Source organism: Acidaminococcus sp. (genome assembly GCF_050873445.1).
Taxonomy (GTDB): domain Bacteria; phylum Bacillota; class Negativicutes; order Acidaminococcales; family Acidaminococcaceae; genus Acidaminococcus.
In genome coordinates this window covers 12,663-29,325 of record NZ_JBNMIU010000027.1, presented here as the reverse complement: position 1 = coordinate 29,325, position 16,663 = coordinate 12,663, and the positions used below count along the sequence as shown (strand labels likewise).

At 48.8% G+C, this 16,663-nt stretch carries 14 protein-coding genes and 1 pseudogene; 13 read left to right on the top strand and 2 right to left on the bottom strand.

Annotation, left to right across the window (positions count from 1 at the left end):
• Positions 1-136 precede the first annotated feature (136 nt).
• The 9 genes and pseudogenes from ACR0QW_RS06150 to galU all read left to right on the top strand — a co-directional run.
• Positions 137-1,048, top strand: a pseudogene (locus ACR0QW_RS06150) (N-6 DNA methylase); the annotation flags it as partial.
• Positions 1,038-2,231, top strand: a complete 1,194-nt coding sequence (locus ACR0QW_RS06145) for a restriction endonuclease subunit S (RefSeq protein ID WP_432642826.1) — start codon at positions 1,038-1,040, stop codon at positions 2,229-2,231. The pseudogene ACR0QW_RS06150 and the gene ACR0QW_RS06145, both read left to right, overlap by 11 nt.
• A gap of 50 nt (positions 2,232-2,281) precedes the next feature.
• Positions 2,282-5,431 carry a type I restriction endonuclease subunit R gene (locus ACR0QW_RS06140; RefSeq protein WP_432642825.1) on the top strand — a complete coding sequence of 1,050 codons (3,150 nt, stop codon included), beginning with the start codon at positions 2,282-2,284 and terminating at the stop codon, positions 5,429-5,431.
• A complete protein-coding gene (locus ACR0QW_RS06135; RefSeq protein ID WP_432642824.1) occupies positions 5,421-6,305 on the top strand; it encodes a DUF4357 domain-containing protein in 885 nt (294 codons plus the stop codon). The genes ACR0QW_RS06140 and ACR0QW_RS06135 overlap by 11 nt, the downstream gene beginning before the upstream one ends.
• Positions 6,306-6,625: 320 nt before the next feature.
• Positions 6,626-7,096: a low molecular weight protein-tyrosine-phosphatase gene (locus ACR0QW_RS06130; protein ID WP_432642823.1), complete on the top strand. Its 471-nt coding sequence runs from the start codon at positions 6,626-6,628 to the stop codon at positions 7,094-7,096.
• A gap of 84 nt (positions 7,097-7,180) precedes the next feature.
• The gene (locus ACR0QW_RS06125) at positions 7,181-8,137 is read left to right on the top strand and encodes an AEC family transporter (RefSeq protein ID WP_432642822.1); all 957 of its coding nucleotides are present in this window, start codon (positions 7,181-7,183) and stop codon (positions 8,135-8,137) included.
• 157 nt (positions 8,138-8,294) lie between these two features.
• Positions 8,295-9,260: a ribose-phosphate diphosphokinase gene (locus ACR0QW_RS06120; RefSeq protein WP_296399297.1), complete on the top strand. Its 966-nt coding sequence runs from the start codon at positions 8,295-8,297 to the stop codon at positions 9,258-9,260.
• Positions 9,261-9,374: 114 nt separating this feature from the next.
• Positions 9,375-10,001 carry an aminoacyl-tRNA hydrolase gene (pth, locus tag ACR0QW_RS06115; RefSeq protein ID WP_432642821.1) on the top strand — a complete coding sequence of 209 codons (627 nt, stop codon included), beginning with the start codon at positions 9,375-9,377 and terminating at the stop codon, positions 9,999-10,001.
• A complete protein-coding gene (gene galU / locus ACR0QW_RS06110; RefSeq protein ID WP_432642820.1) occupies positions 9,998-10,876 on the top strand; it encodes a UTP--glucose-1-phosphate uridylyltransferase GalU in 879 nt (292 codons plus the stop codon). The genes pth and galU overlap by 4 nt, the downstream gene beginning before the upstream one ends.
• 105 nt (positions 10,877-10,981) lie before the next feature.
• Here galU and ACR0QW_RS06105 read toward each other — a convergent pair whose 3' ends face one another.
• Together ACR0QW_RS06105 and ACR0QW_RS06100 are read right to left on the bottom strand one after the other, a co-directional pair.
• A complete protein-coding gene (locus tag ACR0QW_RS06105) occupies positions 10,982-11,110 on the bottom strand; it encodes a hypothetical protein (protein WP_432642819.1) in 129 nt (42 codons plus the stop codon).
• Positions 11,111-11,126: 16 nt separating this feature from the next.
• Complete coding sequence (locus ACR0QW_RS06100) at positions 11,127-12,275, bottom strand: sodium ion-translocating decarboxylase subunit beta (RefSeq protein ID WP_432642818.1); 1,149 nt, start codon at positions 12,273-12,275, stop codon at positions 11,127-11,129.
• A 281-nt stretch (positions 12,276-12,556) separates the two neighbouring features.
• Here ACR0QW_RS06100 and ACR0QW_RS06095 point away from each other — a divergent pair, with 281 nt between their 5' ends.
• From ACR0QW_RS06095 to ACR0QW_RS06080, 4 genes are read left to right on the top strand one after another with little or no spacing between them, the layout of a single operon-like run.
• Positions 12,557-13,570: an alpha-hydroxy-acid oxidizing protein gene (locus ACR0QW_RS06095; RefSeq protein ID WP_432642817.1), complete on the top strand. Its 1,014-nt coding sequence runs from the start codon at positions 12,557-12,559 to the stop codon at positions 13,568-13,570.
• Positions 13,571-13,582: 12 nt separating this feature from the next.
• Positions 13,583-14,911 (top strand): TrkH family potassium uptake protein, encoded by a 1,329-nt coding sequence (locus ACR0QW_RS06090; protein WP_432642816.1) that lies wholly within the window; start codon positions 13,583-13,585, stop codon positions 14,909-14,911.
• 12 nt (positions 14,912-14,923) lie between these two features.
• Positions 14,924-15,583, top strand: coding sequence for a potassium channel family protein (locus ACR0QW_RS06085; protein ID WP_432642815.1), 660 nt, complete (start codon positions 14,924-14,926; stop codon positions 15,581-15,583).
• A complete protein-coding gene (locus ACR0QW_RS06080) occupies positions 15,580-16,356 on the top strand; it encodes a TrmH family RNA methyltransferase (protein WP_432642814.1) in 777 nt (258 codons plus the stop codon). The genes ACR0QW_RS06085 and ACR0QW_RS06080 overlap by 4 nt, the downstream gene beginning before the upstream one ends.
• The last annotated feature ends 307 nt before the right edge of the window (positions 16,357-16,663 follow it).

The following is a 16,663-nucleotide window of genomic DNA, read 5'->3' as shown; positions in this document are numbered from 1 at the left end:
ACTACTTTGACTGGTTCATGGAAAAAGCACTTCTGCTCAAGAAGATAGCCAATCAGTACAACACCGATTGAAGTGAACACGGGGGTGTTCAAAATCCCTGCTATCGTTCGATTGTATCAAATACAGACACCTTTGAGATCCTTGTTGTGGGTCTGGAGGAATGTTTGTCCAGAGTGAAAAATTCATTCAAGAACATTCTGGGAATCGGGAAGATGTTGCAATCTTTGGACAGGAAGCCAATCCAGATACATGGAAAATGGCTATTATGAACTTGACAATTCGTGGTATTGAAGCCGATTTGGGAAAATATCATGCAGATACGTTTGCCAATGATCTGCATCCTATGCTGAAAGCAAATTTCATCATGGCCAATCCTCCCTTTAACTATCATCCCTGGGGGCAGGAACAACTTAAAGACGATAGACGCTGGAAATATGGTCTGCCACCTGTCGGCAATGCTAACTTTGCTTGGATTCAACATATGATTTACCATCTGGCCCCGGGTGGTAAAATCGGTTTGGTACTTGCAAACGGAGCTCTTTCTTCTCAGTCCGGGGGAGAAGGGGAGATTCGAAAGAAAATCATTGAAGATGATCTGATCGAAGGCATTGTAGCGCTGCCGCCGCAGCTGTTTTACAGTGTGACGATTCCAGCAACGCTGTGGTTCATCACCAGAAATAAAAAGCAGACGGGGAAAACGCTCTTTATTGACGCCCGTAAAATGGGGTATATGGTAGACCGTACCCATCGGGATTTTGAGACTAAAGATATTAAGAAGCTGGCAGATACATTTACGCAGTTCCAAGAAGGTAAGTTAGAAGATGTAAAAGGCTTCTGTGCTGTGAAAACTACAAAGGATATTGCCAAACAGGATTATATTCTTACACCCGGTCGCTATGTAGGTATTGAAGAACAGAAAGATGATGGAGAACCATTTGATGATAAGATGAAGCGGCTTACCAAAGAACTTAGTGAAATGTTCAAGAAATCCCATGAACTGGAAGCACAGATCAAAAAAAATCTGGAGGCGATTGGGTATGAAATATAAATGGGGAAAAAAGAAACTCTCTGATATTGCAGATTTCAATCCAAGAGAAACCATAAAAAAGGGGAGCATTGCCAAGAAAATTCCTATGGATGTACTTAGACCATTTTATAGAGATGTCACGTATTATACTGAAGAAAGCTTTTCTGGTGGAACGAAATTCCGTAATGGGGACACAATTATGGCACGAATTACGCCGTGTTTAGAAAACGGAAAAACAGCTCAGGTCTCAATCTTAAATGATGGGGAAGTTGGCTTTGGCTCAACGGAGTATATCGTATTCCGAGCAAAAGAAGGAATCGCTGATAAGGACTACTTGTACTATCTCGTTTGCAGCCCAGAAGTAAGAGAACCGGCAATAAAATCTATGGTCGGTTCATCTGGACGACAACGTGTGCAGACGGATGTGGTAAAGAATCTTGAAATTGATGTTCCACCATTAATTGAACAAGAAAAAATTGGCTCATTCCTAAAGTTGTTTGATGATAAAATTGCACTCAATGATAGGATAAACAAGAATTTACTTCAGCAAGCATTAGCAATTTATAAATCCTGGTTCTGCGATTATAGGTTTTCAGATGGAACCCTTCCTGAAAGTTGGCATATCACAACAATTGGTGCAATCTCTAACTTGGTTACCAGAGGTATTACACCTAAATATGATGACAACAGTGATCAAATAGTTCTTAATCAGAAATGCATCCGAGATCACACCATTGACGTTTCTCTCGCTCGACGGCATCTGCCAAAGAAGATTAATGAGAAATGGATCTCCAAAGGTGATCTACTTATCAATTCTACAGGGACCGGAACGTTGGGACGTGTCGCTCAAGTTTGGTTTGATGCAAATAATATGACTGTAGATTCTCATGTGACTATTGTTCGTCCCAAATCTCCAATATTACAAAACTATATTGGCTTCTGGGGGCTCTCGCATGAAAGTGAGATTGAAGCTCAGCATACAGGAAGCACAGGGCAAACAGAACTTCCGCGAGAAAGAGTAAAATCTCTGGAGCTTCCTTTGCCTGACAGGGTGACTCTTAAAAAATTCAATGCGCTTATCATTCCAATGACCAACGCCATTGTTTCTAATCAAGAAGAAACCACAAGGCTGTATCAGCTTAGAGATGCACTACTTCCAAAACTGATGTCCGGCGAGCTGGATGTCTCCAACATCGAACTCTAGGCCGCTAAATTCTTGTTTATCTTTCTTCTCTAATACTAGGAGGTGATTCCATGGCTAAAGGCTATGCGGAATCCGATTATGAACAGTCTATTATTGAGCTGTTTGAAAATATGGGGTACCAGCATGTGTATGGGCCTGATATAGAGCGGGACTATCAAAATCCGCTTTATGAGGATGAATTGGAAGAATCCATTTGCCGAATCAATCCGGATTTACCGAAAGATGCAATCCGGGATGCGCTGTACAAATTGCACAACTTCGAAAACGGGGAATTGGTACAGCAAAATCAGCAGTTTATGGATTATCTCCAACACGGCATTGAGGTTCGTTATGTCGTTAAGGGAGAAGAACGAGCGGCATTATGTTATCTGGTAGACTATAAACATATAGAAAATAATTCTTTTGTAATTGCCAATCAGTGGACCTATACGGAAATGGAAACCAAACGGCCGGATGTGTTGATTTTCCTGAATGGATTGCCAGTAGTGCTGATGGAGCTCAAATCTCCATCCAGAGAAGAAACAGATGCGGACGACGCGTATCGCCAGATGCGCGGGTATATGAAAGTGATTCCATCCATGTTTATTTACAATGCCATCTGTGTGATGAGCGATCAACTTACCAGTAAAACAGGCACCATTACCTCTGGAGAAGACCGGTACATGGAATGGAAAACTACGGATGGAAGCTACGAAAACACGCAGTACGCCACTTTTGATACGTTCTTTGAAGGTATTTTTGAGCGGAATCGCTTTCTGGATATTTTGCATAATTTTATCTGCTTTTCTGTGGAGGGAACAAACTGCTTCAAGGTATTGGCCGGATACCATCAGTATTTTGCTGTACATAAAGCCATTGAATCTACCAAGAAAGCTGTAAAGACAGACGGAAAGGGGGGTGTGTTCTGGCACACTCAGGGTTCCGGGAAATCTTTGTCTATGGTTTTCTATGCTCATCTATTGCAAAAAGCCTTGAATAGTCCCACTATCGTTGTAATTACAGACCGAAATGATTTGGACGATCAACTATATGGGCAGTTTGTTAAATGCAAAGATTTTTTGCGTCAGACGCCAATTCATGCTCGAAGCAGAGAAAATTTAAAAGAGCTGCTGGAAGGCCGTCAAGCCAATGGGATTATTTTTACTACCATACAGAAATTTGAAGAGTCTCATGAACCATTGTCTAAACGGCGGAATATTATTGTCATGGCGGATGAAGCTCACCGGAGCCAATACGGCCTAAAAGAAAAAATCGACGCGAAGACGGGACAGATTACAGTAGGGGAAGCTAGAATTATCCGCAACACCTTACCTAATGCTACCTATATCGGTTTTACTGGAACCCCGATTTCTTTTAAAGACCGTTCTACTCGCGAAGTATTTGGTGACTATATCGACATTTATGATATGACACAGGCTGTAGAAGACGGTGCAACCCGACCCGTTTATTATGAAAGCCGGGTTGTCAAACTGAAGCTGGATGAAGGAACGCTGAAGCTACTGGATCAAGAATATGATGCGATGGCAGAAAATGCGGATGCAGCAGTGATAGAAAAAAGTAAAAAGCAACTCAGCCGTCTGGATGGCATTCTAGGAAATGATAAGACAATTACATCTCTGGTAACGGATATTCTGTACCATTATGAGCATTTCCGGACAAATCTTCTGACTGGGAAAGCTATGATTGTAGCTTATTCTCGACCAGTAGCCATGAAAATCTATCATAAAATCTTGGAGTTGCGGCCTGATTGGACGAAAAAGATTGCTATAGTGATGACAGGCAGTAATAAAGATCCAGAAGATTGGAAAGAGATTATTGGCAGTAAACAGCATAAGGAAGAACTGGCTCAGAAGTTCAAGGACAACAGTAGCCCGCTGAAAATTGCTATTGTGGTGGATATGTGGTTGACTGGATTTGATGTACCCTCTCTAGCAACCATGTACGTCTTTAAACCCATGAAAGGCTACAACCTGATGCAGTCCATTGCCCGGGTAAATCGTGTATTCCGGGATAAAGAAGGCGGCCTGATCGTAGACTATATCGGCATTGCCCAGGAACTTAAACAGGCAATGAATGATTATACTGCACGGGATCAGAAAAATTATGGAAATATGAATATTGCTAAGGTGGCATATCCTAAGTTCCAGGAGAAATTGGAAGTATGCCGGGATCTGTTCCATGGGTATAATTACAGTCAATTCTTAAACGGCAGTAATCTGGATCGGGCAAAAACCATAACAGGTGGCGTAAACTTTATGCTGGCTCCTGCTAAAAAAGAAGATAAGGAAAATTATTTAAAAGAATCTATGCTTTTGAAAAATGCATTATCTCTGTGTTCTTCCATGGCAAAAGAAGAAGAGCGGCTGGAAGCGGCATACTTTGAATCTGTACGGGTTCTTTTGATGCGCCTGATGAATCAAGGAAACGGAGGCAAGAAAATCTCTTTGTCCCAGATGAATCATCAAATCAATGAATTGCTGAAGCAAAGTGTCAAAAGTGATGGTGTTATTAATCTGTTTTCCGATGTAGAAGAAGAATTCTCAATCTTTGATCCGAAATTTCTGAATGAAGTCTCTCGAATGAAAGAAAAAAATTTGGCCGTAGAACTGCTGGAAAAATTAATTGCCGAACAGGTAAGAATTTACCAGAAAACCAACGTAGTAAAATCTAAAAAGTTCTCTGAAATGTTGCAGCAATCTATGAATCGGTATCTTAACGGGATGCTAACCAACGAACAGGTCATCCAGGAAATGTTAAAACTGGCTAACCAGATTGCTAAAGCAAGGGAAGATGGCAAGAAATTAGGTTTAACTGCAGATGAATTAGCTTTTTATGATGCCTTAACGAAACCACGGGCTGTGAAAGACTTTTACAGCAATGAGGAATTAATCGCTATTACTAAGGAATTGGCGGATGCTTTGCGGAAAAACCAGACAATTGACTGGCGAAAACGTAATTCTGCTCGAGCACATATGCGGATGATTATTAAGAAGCTGCTCCGTAAACATAAATATCCACCTGAAGGGCAAGAGAATGCGGTACAAACGGTTATGACCCAATGTGAATTGTGGGCGGATAACACAATGGATGCGGATGAAGTAGAAAGAGCAGGGTCACATTATAACTATGTGGAGGAAAATCAGCTAGTAGCTGAAAATCAGACGAGTTATTATCAGGGAGCACAGAAATATGGCCAATAGATACATCATCAAATATAATAATGGTGCTATTGAAATGACAAAACCCAACAGTACTATCCTGGTGTATAAGATTCCTTATGTTAGTTTGGAATCTAAAAAAACTGGTTTTGTAATTCCGAATCCATTTGTGGTCTATATTCTCGTAGGCAAGGATGATAATCACAGGGATGTAATATACGTCGGAAAATCTAAAAATAGCCTGGAAAATCGGCCAACTTCACATAAAGATAAATGCGCTCACTGGCTTACATGTTATGTGCTGACTCAGTTCAAAGAGCGGACATTCTTTAATGATGGAACAATTCAGTATTTGGAAAATGAATTGAATCATCGTATTGATGAAGTGAAAATGTACATCAATACAACGAAGACAACCAATTCTGGGACGGCTAGCAGTGACGATAAGGATGATAGCGATGACTATCTGAATGAAGTCTATAAAATGCTGTATATGATTGGACTGGATCTCATCACACATTCTGAAGAACAGGAAGCCGCGGAGGATATTGCGGCTTCAACCAGTATGACTTCAGATTATACTACGATACCAGATGGTATTTATTATTTCGCCAGACGAATCAGACGAATGGGGAATACTATTCTTAAAGGCAGAATGGAAGTTGAGAAGGGTACATTCATATTACTTCCTGGCAGTGATGTGGCTTTAGAAGCAGGGATTGGGCTGGCTCCATCTGTAGATGATATACGGAATGCTACAAAAATCGAAAATGGGAAATTGATGGAAAGAGTAATCTTAAACTCACCTTCTGCTTGTAGTGAATTTATTATTGGCTCATCTTGCAATGGCTGGTTGAATTGGAAAACAGAAAATGGCGAAACCATTAATAAATTTAGAAAACAAGTGGGCACTTGATTTCTCCTAAACTGTTCTATACCTTTTGAAAGGTTAATTTCAGGAGGTGCTTTTTTGATGAAAGCCAGTACATTTTCTGCTACAAATGGAACCATGCTGTCAAGGACGGATTCAATTTGACCCATAGAGAGTGCGGACGAAATCCTTAACCTAATTTATAAAAAATTAGGAGGTTCAAGCGAAATGTATTCGTACGATAATCGCATGAGATTGAGCTATGCGCACTTCTACCATTTTATAGAATATATCGGGTAAATTGCCTGAAATGGGAGAATCGCTGTATAATGGCATAACCCGGCATAAGAAGGAGCGAAAGTATAGTGATAAAAATACTGTTTATCTGCCATGGCAACATCTGCCGGTCGCCTATGGCAGAGTTCGTTTTTCGGAAAATGGCAGCAGAGGCAGGTCTTTCTGACCGTTTTTCCGTGGGTTCGGCGGCCACCACGGACGAGGAAATCTGGAATGGACGGGGAAATCCTGTCTATCCGCCGGTAGCCCGGCTGCTCAGGGAACACGGCATGGATTCCGGCGGGAAACGGGCGACTCTGCTGCGTCCGGAAGACTACGGCCGCTATGACTGTTTCATCGGCATGGATGAAGAGAACCGGCGGGATATGGAGCGCATCTTCCGCGGTGATCCGGAAGGGAAGTGCTCACTCCTGATGGATTACACAAAAAAGCCCCGGCCTGTTGCCGACCCGTGGTATACACGGGATTTCCAGAAGACCTGGGACGATCTGGATGAAGGCTGCCGTGGATTGCTGGCATTTTTCATGAAATCTTTCTGACGGCAGCTCATTTTGTTTTGCCCAATCGGTCTTATCGTTTTATAATAGGATGTGCTGAAAAAAATGACTGATTGAGGTGAGAAAATGCTGTTACTGGAAATCATCGAAGATATCCTGCCCATTATTTTGCTAATGGCCCTGGGATACTTCCTCCGTGAGAAAAAAATCATCAACGACGGTTTGAACGCCAATCTGGCTTTTCTGGTCATGAATATCGCACTGCCGTCGTCCATCTTTGTTTCGGTGGTGAAGAACCTGGACCTTTCCCAGGTGGGAAGCCTGCAGGAACCGCTTTTCCTGAACGTGGCGATCCTGGCGGTACTCTATGCGGTCAGCATCGTCCTTGTGAAACTGTGCCATATCCCGCAGGGACGCCGGGGCAGTTTCATCAATGGGATGGTCAATACGAACAGCCTCTTTATCGGTATGCCTTTGAATACAGCTTTATTTGGTGATAAAGCCATCCCGTATTTTATCGTTTTTTATGTACCGAGCCTGATTTCCATCTGGACCATTGGTGCCACACTGGTGGTCAATGACCCCACGGCACCCGGCACTGGGGCGGCCGGTTCCCGTTTTCAGCCCAAAAGGCTGATACAGGCCCCGCTGGTGGGATGTCTGGCAGCTTTCCTTGTCCTCTTCCTGGGTCTCCATATCCCCAAACCTCTCTTCGCTACGCTGGGGTATCTGGGCAATATGGTGACTCCGCTATCCTTGATTTATATCGGTATCAGCCTTTCTGTAGCCGGCCTGCACAATATCCGCTTCGATAAGGATACGCTGGTTGCCCTGATCGGCAAATTCGTACTCAGTCCTGCTCTGACGGCGGCCGTATTCGGCTTTGCTGCTTCTTTTGGCTGCGTACTGCCGGCACTGGCGACCCATACTTTCATTGTACAGAACGCTGTGCCAACGCTGGCGGTGCTGCCCATCCTGGCTACCCAGGGTAAGGGTGACGTAACATATGCCGCAAACCTGGTTACCATCGGTACGCTGCTGTTTGTGGTTGTGGTTCCGGTGGTCATGCTGCTGGTTTCATAAGGGACAGCCTTCAGGGATACCTGTATCCAGGCCGGCCGGAGATCCGGACGTTGGCCGCAGGCCTCCCATCTTTTTCCATTAATGACTTGCCACAACGGGCAATGCGTTGTATACTTTTTAATAGATTTAAATTATAAGCAGTGGGGGTATTAATTGTATGTTGGGTGATAAAACAGGCGAAGACATGGCTATTTTCTCCGGTAATGCCAACCCTGATCTGGCACGGGAAATCGCTGCCTATCTGGGTACTACGGTAGGAGATGCGGTGATCAACCGCTTTAACAACGGTGAAGTACAGGTCATGATCAATGAAAGTGTCCGGGGCAAGGATGTATTTGTTATCCAACCGACCTGCGGACCGGCAGTCAACGATAACGTCATGGAACTGCTGATCATGTGCGATGCTTTCAAGAGAGCCAGCGCACGTCATATCACGGCAGTCGTTCCTTTTTATGGCTATGCCCGGCAGGACAGAAAAGCCCGCGGCCGTGAACCCATCACTGCCAAACTGATGGCAGACCTGATGACCGTTTCCGGCATTACCCGTCTGGTGACCGTGGATCTCCACGCTGCCCAGATCCAGGGCTTCTTTGATATCCCTGTGGATCATATGCCCGGCGGCCCGATCCTGGCTGATTATGTGAAAGAAAAAGGCTTCGCTCCGGAAGACATGGTTGTCATTTCTCCGGATCTGGGCGGTGTGAGCCGTGCCCGGAACATTGCCAACCGTCTGGAATGCGGTCTGGCCATCATCGACAAGAGACGGCCCGAACCCGGCGTTGCAGAAGTCATGAACCTGATTGGGAATGTGGAAGGCAAGATCTGCATCATGGTGGACGATATTGTAGATACCGCCGGTTCCCTGTGCGAAGGCGCCAAGGCCCTAAAAAAATTTGGTGCCAAGGACATCTACGCCTGCGTAACCCACCCGATCCTGACGGATCCGGCTCTGAGCCGCATTGCACAATCCGATATCAAGGAACTGATTGTGACCAATACGATTCCTCTGCCGCCCAACAAAAAGCATCCGAAGATTACCCAACTTTCTGTGGCTCCGATCCTGGCAGAAACCATCCTGCGGATTTACAATCAGCTGTCCATCAGCCAATTGTTCGAAATTTAAAGCTATACAGTGTAAGGGGCTGTCCTATGACAGCCCCTTATTTGGCAATGGCTGGAATACCTTCCGAGAGGCTGCCAGCCACTAATCACTGACAGATTGGAGAGTTGTACATCAATGAAACTCGTGGTTGCCCTGGGCAATATTGGAAAAGAATATGCCGGCACCCGGCACAATATCGGGTTCATGGTGGCGGATCTTTTGGCCAGCCGCTGGGGGGATGAAAACGCCTGGCGCAGGGCTGACAACGCTGCATACCTGGAAAAACGGATGCCGGAAAAATGTTATATCATCAAACCTACCACCTACATGAATAACAGCGGGGCGGCGGTGGCAGATTTTGCCAATTTCTACCACATTCCGCCGGAAGAGGTGCTGGTGATCCAGGACGATATGGATTTGCCAGTGGGTACCCTGCGAATCCGCCGCAAGGGGTCTTCGGGAGGACACAACGGCCTGAAATCCATCGAACGGGCCCTGGGCAGCCAGGACTATCCCCGTATCAAGGTGGGTATCGGACATCCGGTGCATAAGGAGCAGGCGGTGATCAGTCATGTGCTCCACCCTTTTCGGGGAGAAGACAGGGAAATCATCGACAAAGTGCTGACCAAAGCGGCGGATGCCGTGGAAGCCTGGCTGAGAGGGGCTAGCCTCAGTGAAATGATGGAAAACTTCAACATGAAGGCTCCTAAGAAAAAAACAGTGCCGGATGTGAAGCCGGAAGAAAAGGAGAATGTACAATGATGAAAGTCCGTAAAGCCGTCATCCCTGCCGCCGGGTTCGGTACCCGGTTCCTGCCGGAAACCAAGGCCATGCCCAAAGAGATGCTGCCCATTGTGGATAAACCCACCATTCAGTATATCGTGGAAGAAATCCTGGCCAGCGGCATCGAACAGATCCTGATTATCTCCGGCCATGCCAAGCGGGCCATCGAGGACCATTTCGATTCTTCCCCCGAACTGGAGGAACATCTGTATGAAAGCGGTAAGATCGAGCTGTTGAAGCAGATCCGGAAAATCTCTGACATCAAGATCCACTATGTGCGTCAGAAATACCAGCGGGGTCTGGGAGACGCTATCCTGTGCGCCAAGGACTTTATCGACGGGGAACCCTTCGGCGTGATCCTGGGCGATGATGTGGTATACAACGGCAGCGGGGAACCAGCCCTGAAGCAGCTGATTGACCAGTATAACAAGACAAGCGGTACCATTATCGGCTGCCAGGTGGTACGGCCGGAACAGGTATCTGCCTACGGGATCATCGATGGGGTGGAAACTGATGACCACAACCTGTTGCGGGTGAAGGATATGGTGGAAAAACCCAGTGTGGAAGAAGCTCCCAGCCGGTTTGCCGCTTTGGGGAGGTACGTGATTACGCCGGATGTGTTTGACATCCTTGACGAAACGAAACCAGGCAAAGGCGGGGAAATCCAGCTGACCGATGCCCTGCGGGTGATGGCCCACAACGAAAGTGTCTATGCCTATAACTTCAATGGTCAGCGCTACGATACCGGGGATAAGCTGGGCTACCTGAAAGCCACGGTGGAATTCGCCCTGCGCCGCAAAGATCTGGGCCCGGCCTTCAGGGATTATTTGAAAGAACTGACGAAAAAACTGTAAAGAGGATGCTGGCCTCTAACCACCAACCAAACAAACCACTAATCACTAAAAAAACGGGCGTGGAAAAATGGATTCTCATTTCTCCACACCCGTTTTTTGTATCTGTCATTCTTTTTCCGGAAACAGCTTTGTCAGGCCGTAGGTTAGGGCCGCAAACAAGGCCATGACTGCAAATACCAGGGGATAGGCGATGACCAGCAGCTCCAGAGATGATGTGATTGTGATTGCATCCATTGTTCCTGCACCTCCCTTACATGAGTACCGGGATCAGCGCCATGACCAGACCTCCGGCTACGACACTGGCCACCTGGCCGGCTACGTTTACGCCAATGGCCGGCTGCAGGATGAAGTTGGTAGGGTCTTCCTGCAGGGCCATCCGGCTGATTACCCGCCCGCTGATGGGGAAAGCGGAAATGCCGCAGGCTCCGATCATCGGGTTGATCTTCTTTTCCAGAAACAGGTTGGCAAGTTTGGCAAACAGCAGGCCACCCACTGTATCAAACACGAAAGCTACAGCTCCCAGGCACAGAATCTTCAGCACCTGCAGGGTCAGGATGTTCTCAGCGGTCATGGTGGCGCCCACGGTGATGCCCAGCAGCAGGGTCACCAGGTTGGTCAGTTCGTTTTGGGCACAGTTCGCCAGGCCATCCGTGCAGCCGGAGACCTTCAGCAGGTTGCCAAACATCAATGCCCCGATCAAAGGAACGGAAATGGGGGCGATGATCCCGGCAATCAGGGTGACCATCAGGGGGAACAGGAACAGGGCTGTCTTGGAAACAGGTTTTTCTTCCTGGTAGGGCATCCGGATCAGCCGTTCTTCCCTGGTGGTCAGCAGCTTCACCACCGGCGGCTGGATGATGGGTACCAGGGACATGTAGCAGAATGCCGTTACCGTCAGCGGGGCCAGCATTTCGGTGGCGAATTTCTGGGCTACGAAGATGGTGGTGGGACCGTCCGCAGCGCCGATGATGCCGATGGCCGCGGCTTCATTGAAGTGGAAGCCCGCAAAGGCGGCGCAGAGGGTGGCCGCAAAGATACCCAGATGGGCGGCGGCTGCAAAGAGCATCATATAGGGCTTCCGCAGCAGGGGTGCAAAATCGCACATGGCGCCGATACCAATGAAAATCAGCACCGGGAACAGTTCGTTGGCAATGCCCATGTTGTACAGCACTGTCAGGAAGCCCGGTTCGCCATTTGCCGGGGTCACGGCAAAATGACCGGGGATGTTGGCCAGGATGCATCCTACACCCATGGGGAACAGCAGTACCGGCTCATATCCTTTGCGCACTCCCAGATAAATCAGGATGCCGCCGATCAGGAACATCACCCAGATACTCCAGTCGCCCATGGCCAGCACTCCGGCGAACAGCTCCCGGAAAACAGTTGTTGCATTTGACATATTTTTCACCTCATCAAAAATTTATGCCAGGTATCCAAAAAAGAGGACCGGACATTTTTCAATGCCAGGTCCTCATCATCCTTCCTGCCCCTGTGCCATCCGCAAGAAGGTCCTATCCAATTGATACAAGAAAATTATATCGTATTTGGAAACTTTACGCAAGATGAAAAATGGTTTTCTCGTTTGAGACGAATTCGAAAAGGGTGAACTGTGGTATAATAAAGAGCGATGCAAGGAGAGGGAAATCCCTGTCTCCAAAACACTAAGGGGAGTGAATGGTAATGGATTATAAGGAAATGGTGGAAAACGCGCGCAAATGTCTGGGAAAATGCAAAGGGTGCCCGATTTGTAACGGGGTGGCCTGCCGCAATATGGTCCCGGGGCCCGGTGCCAAGGGCGTAGGCGATACCGCCATCCGCAACTATAACAAATGGCAGGAAATCCGTGTGGTCATGGATACTCTGTGTGCCAAACGGCCGGTGGATACCAGCCTGGAACTGTTCGGCAAAACGTTCAAATATCCGATCTTCGCTGGCCCGGTGGGAGCTGTTGCCATGCATTACAGCGACAAATACAATGATGTGACCTATAACGCTGAGCTGGTACCTGGTGCCGCAGAAGCAGGCATCGCTGCCTTTACCGGCGATGGCATGGATCCCCAGGTGATGAAGGGCGCTACCGATGCCATCAAGGCCTGCGGCGGTCTGGGCGTGCCTACGGTGAAACCCTGGAACACACAGATGATTTCCGAAAAAATGGAACAGGTGAAGGCTTCCAATGCTTTTGCTGTGGCCATGGACGTAGATGCGGCAGGCCTGCCGTTCCTGAAGAACTTCGTTCCTCCTGCGGGCAGCAAATCTGTGGACGAAATGAAAGAAATCATCAAAATGGCCGGACGGCCTTTCATCATCAAGGGCATCATGAGCGTAAAGGGTGCTCTGAAGGCCAAAGAAGCCGGTGCTTCCGCTATTGTGGTCTCCAACCATGGGGGCCGTGTGCTGGATCAGAGCCCGGCAACGGCTGAAGTACTGGAAGAAATTGCTGTGGCTGTGGGCGACAGCATGAAAATCTTTGTGGACGGCGGTATCCGCAGTGGTGTGGATGTGTTCAAGGCTCTGGCCATGGGTGCTGACGCCGTGCTGATTGCCCGTCCGTTCGTGAACGCTGTATATGGCGGCGGCAAGGAAGGCGTGAAGATCCTGGCTGACAAGCTGGGCGCCGAACTGGCCGATACCATGGAAATGTGCGGTGCTGCTTCCCTGAAGGAAATCACCGCCGAAATGATCCGGAAATAAGGTGCAGCAGTCTTGAACCAGATCAGACGTTTTTCTCCTTCCCAACTGATCGCCCTGACTTTCGTGGGGCTGATCCTGGCCGGTGCCTTGCTGCTGATGCTTCCCATTGCCAGCAGGGACGGCAGTTCCCTGTCCTTTGTGGACGCCCTGTTCACGGCCACCTCAGCCTCCTGTGTCACCGGGCTGGTGGTGGTGGATACGGGGACGTACTTTTCTGTGTTCGGGCAGCTGGTAGTCATTGCACTGATTCAATTGGGTGGCCTGGGGCTGGTGCTCTTCGCCACCCTTTTCTCTGTGGTCATGCGGAAGAAAATCGACCTGCAGTCCCGCCTGAATATCCAGGCTTCTTTGAACCGGGATGAACTGGATGGGGTGGTGCGCATGAGCATCCGGATTGCCCGGTATACCCTGGCCATCGAGGCTTTTTTTGGGACGGTGCTGGCCCTGCGGTTCTTCCCCGACTATGGAATCAGGGGCATCTATTTTGGCTACTGGCATGCAGTTTCAGCGTTCTGCAATGCGGGCTTTGACCTGTTCGGCCATTACCGGAGCCTGACCGCCTATGTGGGAGATCCGGTGGTGAACCTGAGCATCTGTCTGTGCATCATCCTGGGCGGCCTGGGTTTTGCCGTCATGCGGGATGTGCTGAAAAAACGGAATTTCCGCCAGTTGAAGCTGCACAGCAACTTGGTACTCGCGGCTACGGCAGCCCTCATTGTGGTAGGCACGGCTGTGATTGCCTTTTTGGAAAGGGATAACCCGGGGACTCTGGGCAGCCTTTCCGGCAGTGATGTCTTCTGGGCCAGCTTCATGCAGTCGGTGAGTCCCCGTACAGCCGGGTTCAACACCATTGATATGAATTCCCTGCGGGTCCCTACCATGATCTTCATCATCATATGGATGTTCATCGGGGCCAGCCCGGCATCGACGGGTGGCGGCATCAAGACCACCACCTTTGCCCTGATCCTGCTGAACATCTCCCAGGTGGTGCGGGGCCGCAGTGAGTGCGAAATCTTTGGCCGGCGGGTGGAGAATGAGACCATTTTCCAGGCTTTTGCCATCACCAGCCTGTCGCTGCTGTGGGTGACGTTCGCCACCCTGCTGGTGACCTGTCTGGAGGATACCTCTTTCCTGTATGCTCTGTTCGAGGTTGTGTCGGCGTTTGCCACGGTGGGGCTTTCCACCGGACTCAGCCAGCACATTTGCACTGCCAGCAAGATCATCCTGATCCTGTCCATGTATGCCGGGCGGGTAGGGTTCATGACGTTTGCCCTGGCACTGACGGCACAGAAACCGGAAAAGCATATCCATTATCCAAGAGAAAATATCATCATCGGTTAGGAGTTCTCATCAATGAAAGACAAACGGCAATTCATCGTCTGGGGCCTGGGCCGCTTCGGCAGCAGCGTGGCAGAAACGCTGACAGCGTTGGGGCATGAGGTCCTGGGTATCGACAATAACGAAGATGTAGTGGAGAACATGGCAGATAAGCTAACCCATGCAGTGGTCTGCGATGTCATCGACGAAAAAACGGTCAGGAGTCTGGGAGTACGGAATTTTGACGTAGGTATCGTAGCCATCGGTACACTGGAACCCAGCCTGCTGGCTACCATGCTGTTGAAAGAGGCCGGTGTCAAGACCATTGTGGCCAAGGCTTCCAATGCAATCCACGCCAAGATGCTGAAGAAACTGGGCGCCACCCAGATCATTTCACCGGAACGGGACATGGGGCGCCGGGTGGCACACAACCTGGCCTATACCAACATCATGGATTTCGTGGAGCTTTCCGATAACATCTGCTTCATGGAAGTGAAGCTGACGCCGGCCATGTATGGCAAGAGCCTGGTGGAAATGGATGTGCGAAGAAAATACAATGTGAACGTGGTAGCTGTGAAGCATAAGGATGGCACCAGTGAGATGACCCTGGAACCGAATCAGTCCATGCAGGAAGGGGATATGCTGATGGTCATCGGAACGAGGAAAAGTGTAGAAGCACTGGAGGACGGCATATGATCCAAACTATTACTTCTTTGAAAAACGACCTGGTGAAGCGGGCGGCATCCCTGAAAGTGAAAAAATATCGCCAGCGGGAGGGACTGTTCCTGCTGGAGGGAAAACGGGCGGTGGAAGAGGCCTTGGCTTCCGGCTGGAAGCTGCAGTGTCTGTTCTATACGAAGCTGCCGGCAGGCTGGGAAGAAAGGGCGGAGACAAGTGCCCTGCCCTGGTATGAGGTGCCCCTGCCAGTGCTGCAGAAGATTACGGCCACAGAAGATCCCCAGAGTGTGGCAGCCCTGGTGGAACTGAAGCAGGAAAGCCTGGCGGCTTTTGCCCCGGGAAAAGGCCTGGTACTGGTACTGGATCAGATCCGGGACCCGGGCAACCTGGGGACACTGATTCGCACGGCGGATGCTCTGGGGGCAGCGGCGGTAGTGATGCTGGAAAATACAGCGGACCTGTACAACCCCAAGGTAGTGCGCAGCACCATGGGGAGTCTGTTCCATCTGCCTGTCTTTACGGGCGTGAAAAGGGAGGAGCTGGCCGCCTGGTGCAGAAAGCAGCAGGTTGCGTTGTGGGCTACAGCGCTCGAAGGGGCAGAGGACGTGACGAAGCTCCAGTGGCCGGAAAAGGTAGCCCTGGTGCTGGGCAGCGAGGCTGAAGGAGTGAGCGGGGAAATCCTTGCCAGAGCGGACCAGAAGGTGAAAATCCCCATGGCCGGTCATGCTGAAAGCCTGAATGTAGCCATTGCCGGCGGCATCCTGTTATTCGAAGCCAGCTGTATACGATGATAAAGGAACCAGTCATCGACAGGCAGGGACTGTCCGGAAGGGGAAACTGTTTCCAGCTCGTCCGTTGGGTCTCTTTACATAGAGTATGATTGTTGTTATAATAGGAGAGAATTTCAAACCAACAGGCGATGACAGAGACAGTACGCAATCTGGCTGGTACAGCGATCCGGGGAGAGTGGGAGCCCGGGCAGGAAGCTATATGGCGGAATATCACTCTGGAGCCGGTCCTCGAACCAGCAGTAAAGGACCCGGGTTATGATCGTTATCTCATACAGAGTGGCAGCCTGGCTGTCATGAGGGTGGTACC

Excerpts from the sequence above, each read along its gene's own strand:
- ACR0QW_RS06145 (WP_432642826.1), top strand. The coding sequence starts at position 1,038 with ATGAAATATAAATGGGGAAAAAAGAAACTCTCTGATATTGCAGATTTC.
- ACR0QW_RS06080 (WP_432642814.1), top strand. The coding sequence starts at position 15,580 with ATGATCCAAACTATTACTTCTTTGAAAAACGACCTGGTGAAGCGGGCG.
- pth (WP_432642821.1), top strand. The coding sequence starts at position 9,375 with ATGAAACTCGTGGTTGCCCTGGGCAATATTGGAAAAGAATATGCCGGC.
- ACR0QW_RS06095 (WP_432642817.1), top strand. The coding sequence starts at position 12,557 with ATGGATTATAAGGAAATGGTGGAAAACGCGCGCAAATGTCTGGGAAAA.
- ACR0QW_RS06120 (WP_296399297.1), top strand. The coding sequence starts at position 8,295 with ATGTTGGGTGATAAAACAGGCGAAGACATGGCTATTTTCTCCGGTAAT.
- ACR0QW_RS06100 (WP_432642818.1), bottom strand. The coding sequence starts at position 12,275 with ATGTCAAATGCAACAACTGTTTTCCGGGAGCTGTTCGCCGGAGTGCTG.
- ACR0QW_RS06135 (WP_432642824.1), top strand. The coding sequence starts at position 5,421 with ATGGCCAATAGATACATCATCAAATATAATAATGGTGCTATTGAAATG.
- galU (WP_432642820.1), top strand. The coding sequence starts at position 9,998 with ATGATGAAAGTCCGTAAAGCCGTCATCCCTGCCGCCGGGTTCGGTACC.
- ACR0QW_RS06125 (WP_432642822.1), top strand. The coding sequence starts at position 7,181 with ATGCTGTTACTGGAAATCATCGAAGATATCCTGCCCATTATTTTGCTA.
- ACR0QW_RS06085 (WP_432642815.1), top strand. The coding sequence starts at position 14,924 with ATGAAAGACAAACGGCAATTCATCGTCTGGGGCCTGGGCCGCTTCGGC.
- ACR0QW_RS06105 (WP_432642819.1), bottom strand. The coding sequence starts at position 11,110 with ATGGATGCAATCACAATCACATCATCTCTGGAGCTGCTGGTCATCGCC.
- ACR0QW_RS06140 (WP_432642825.1), top strand. The coding sequence starts at position 2,282 with ATGGCTAAAGGCTATGCGGAATCCGATTATGAACAGTCTATTATTGAG.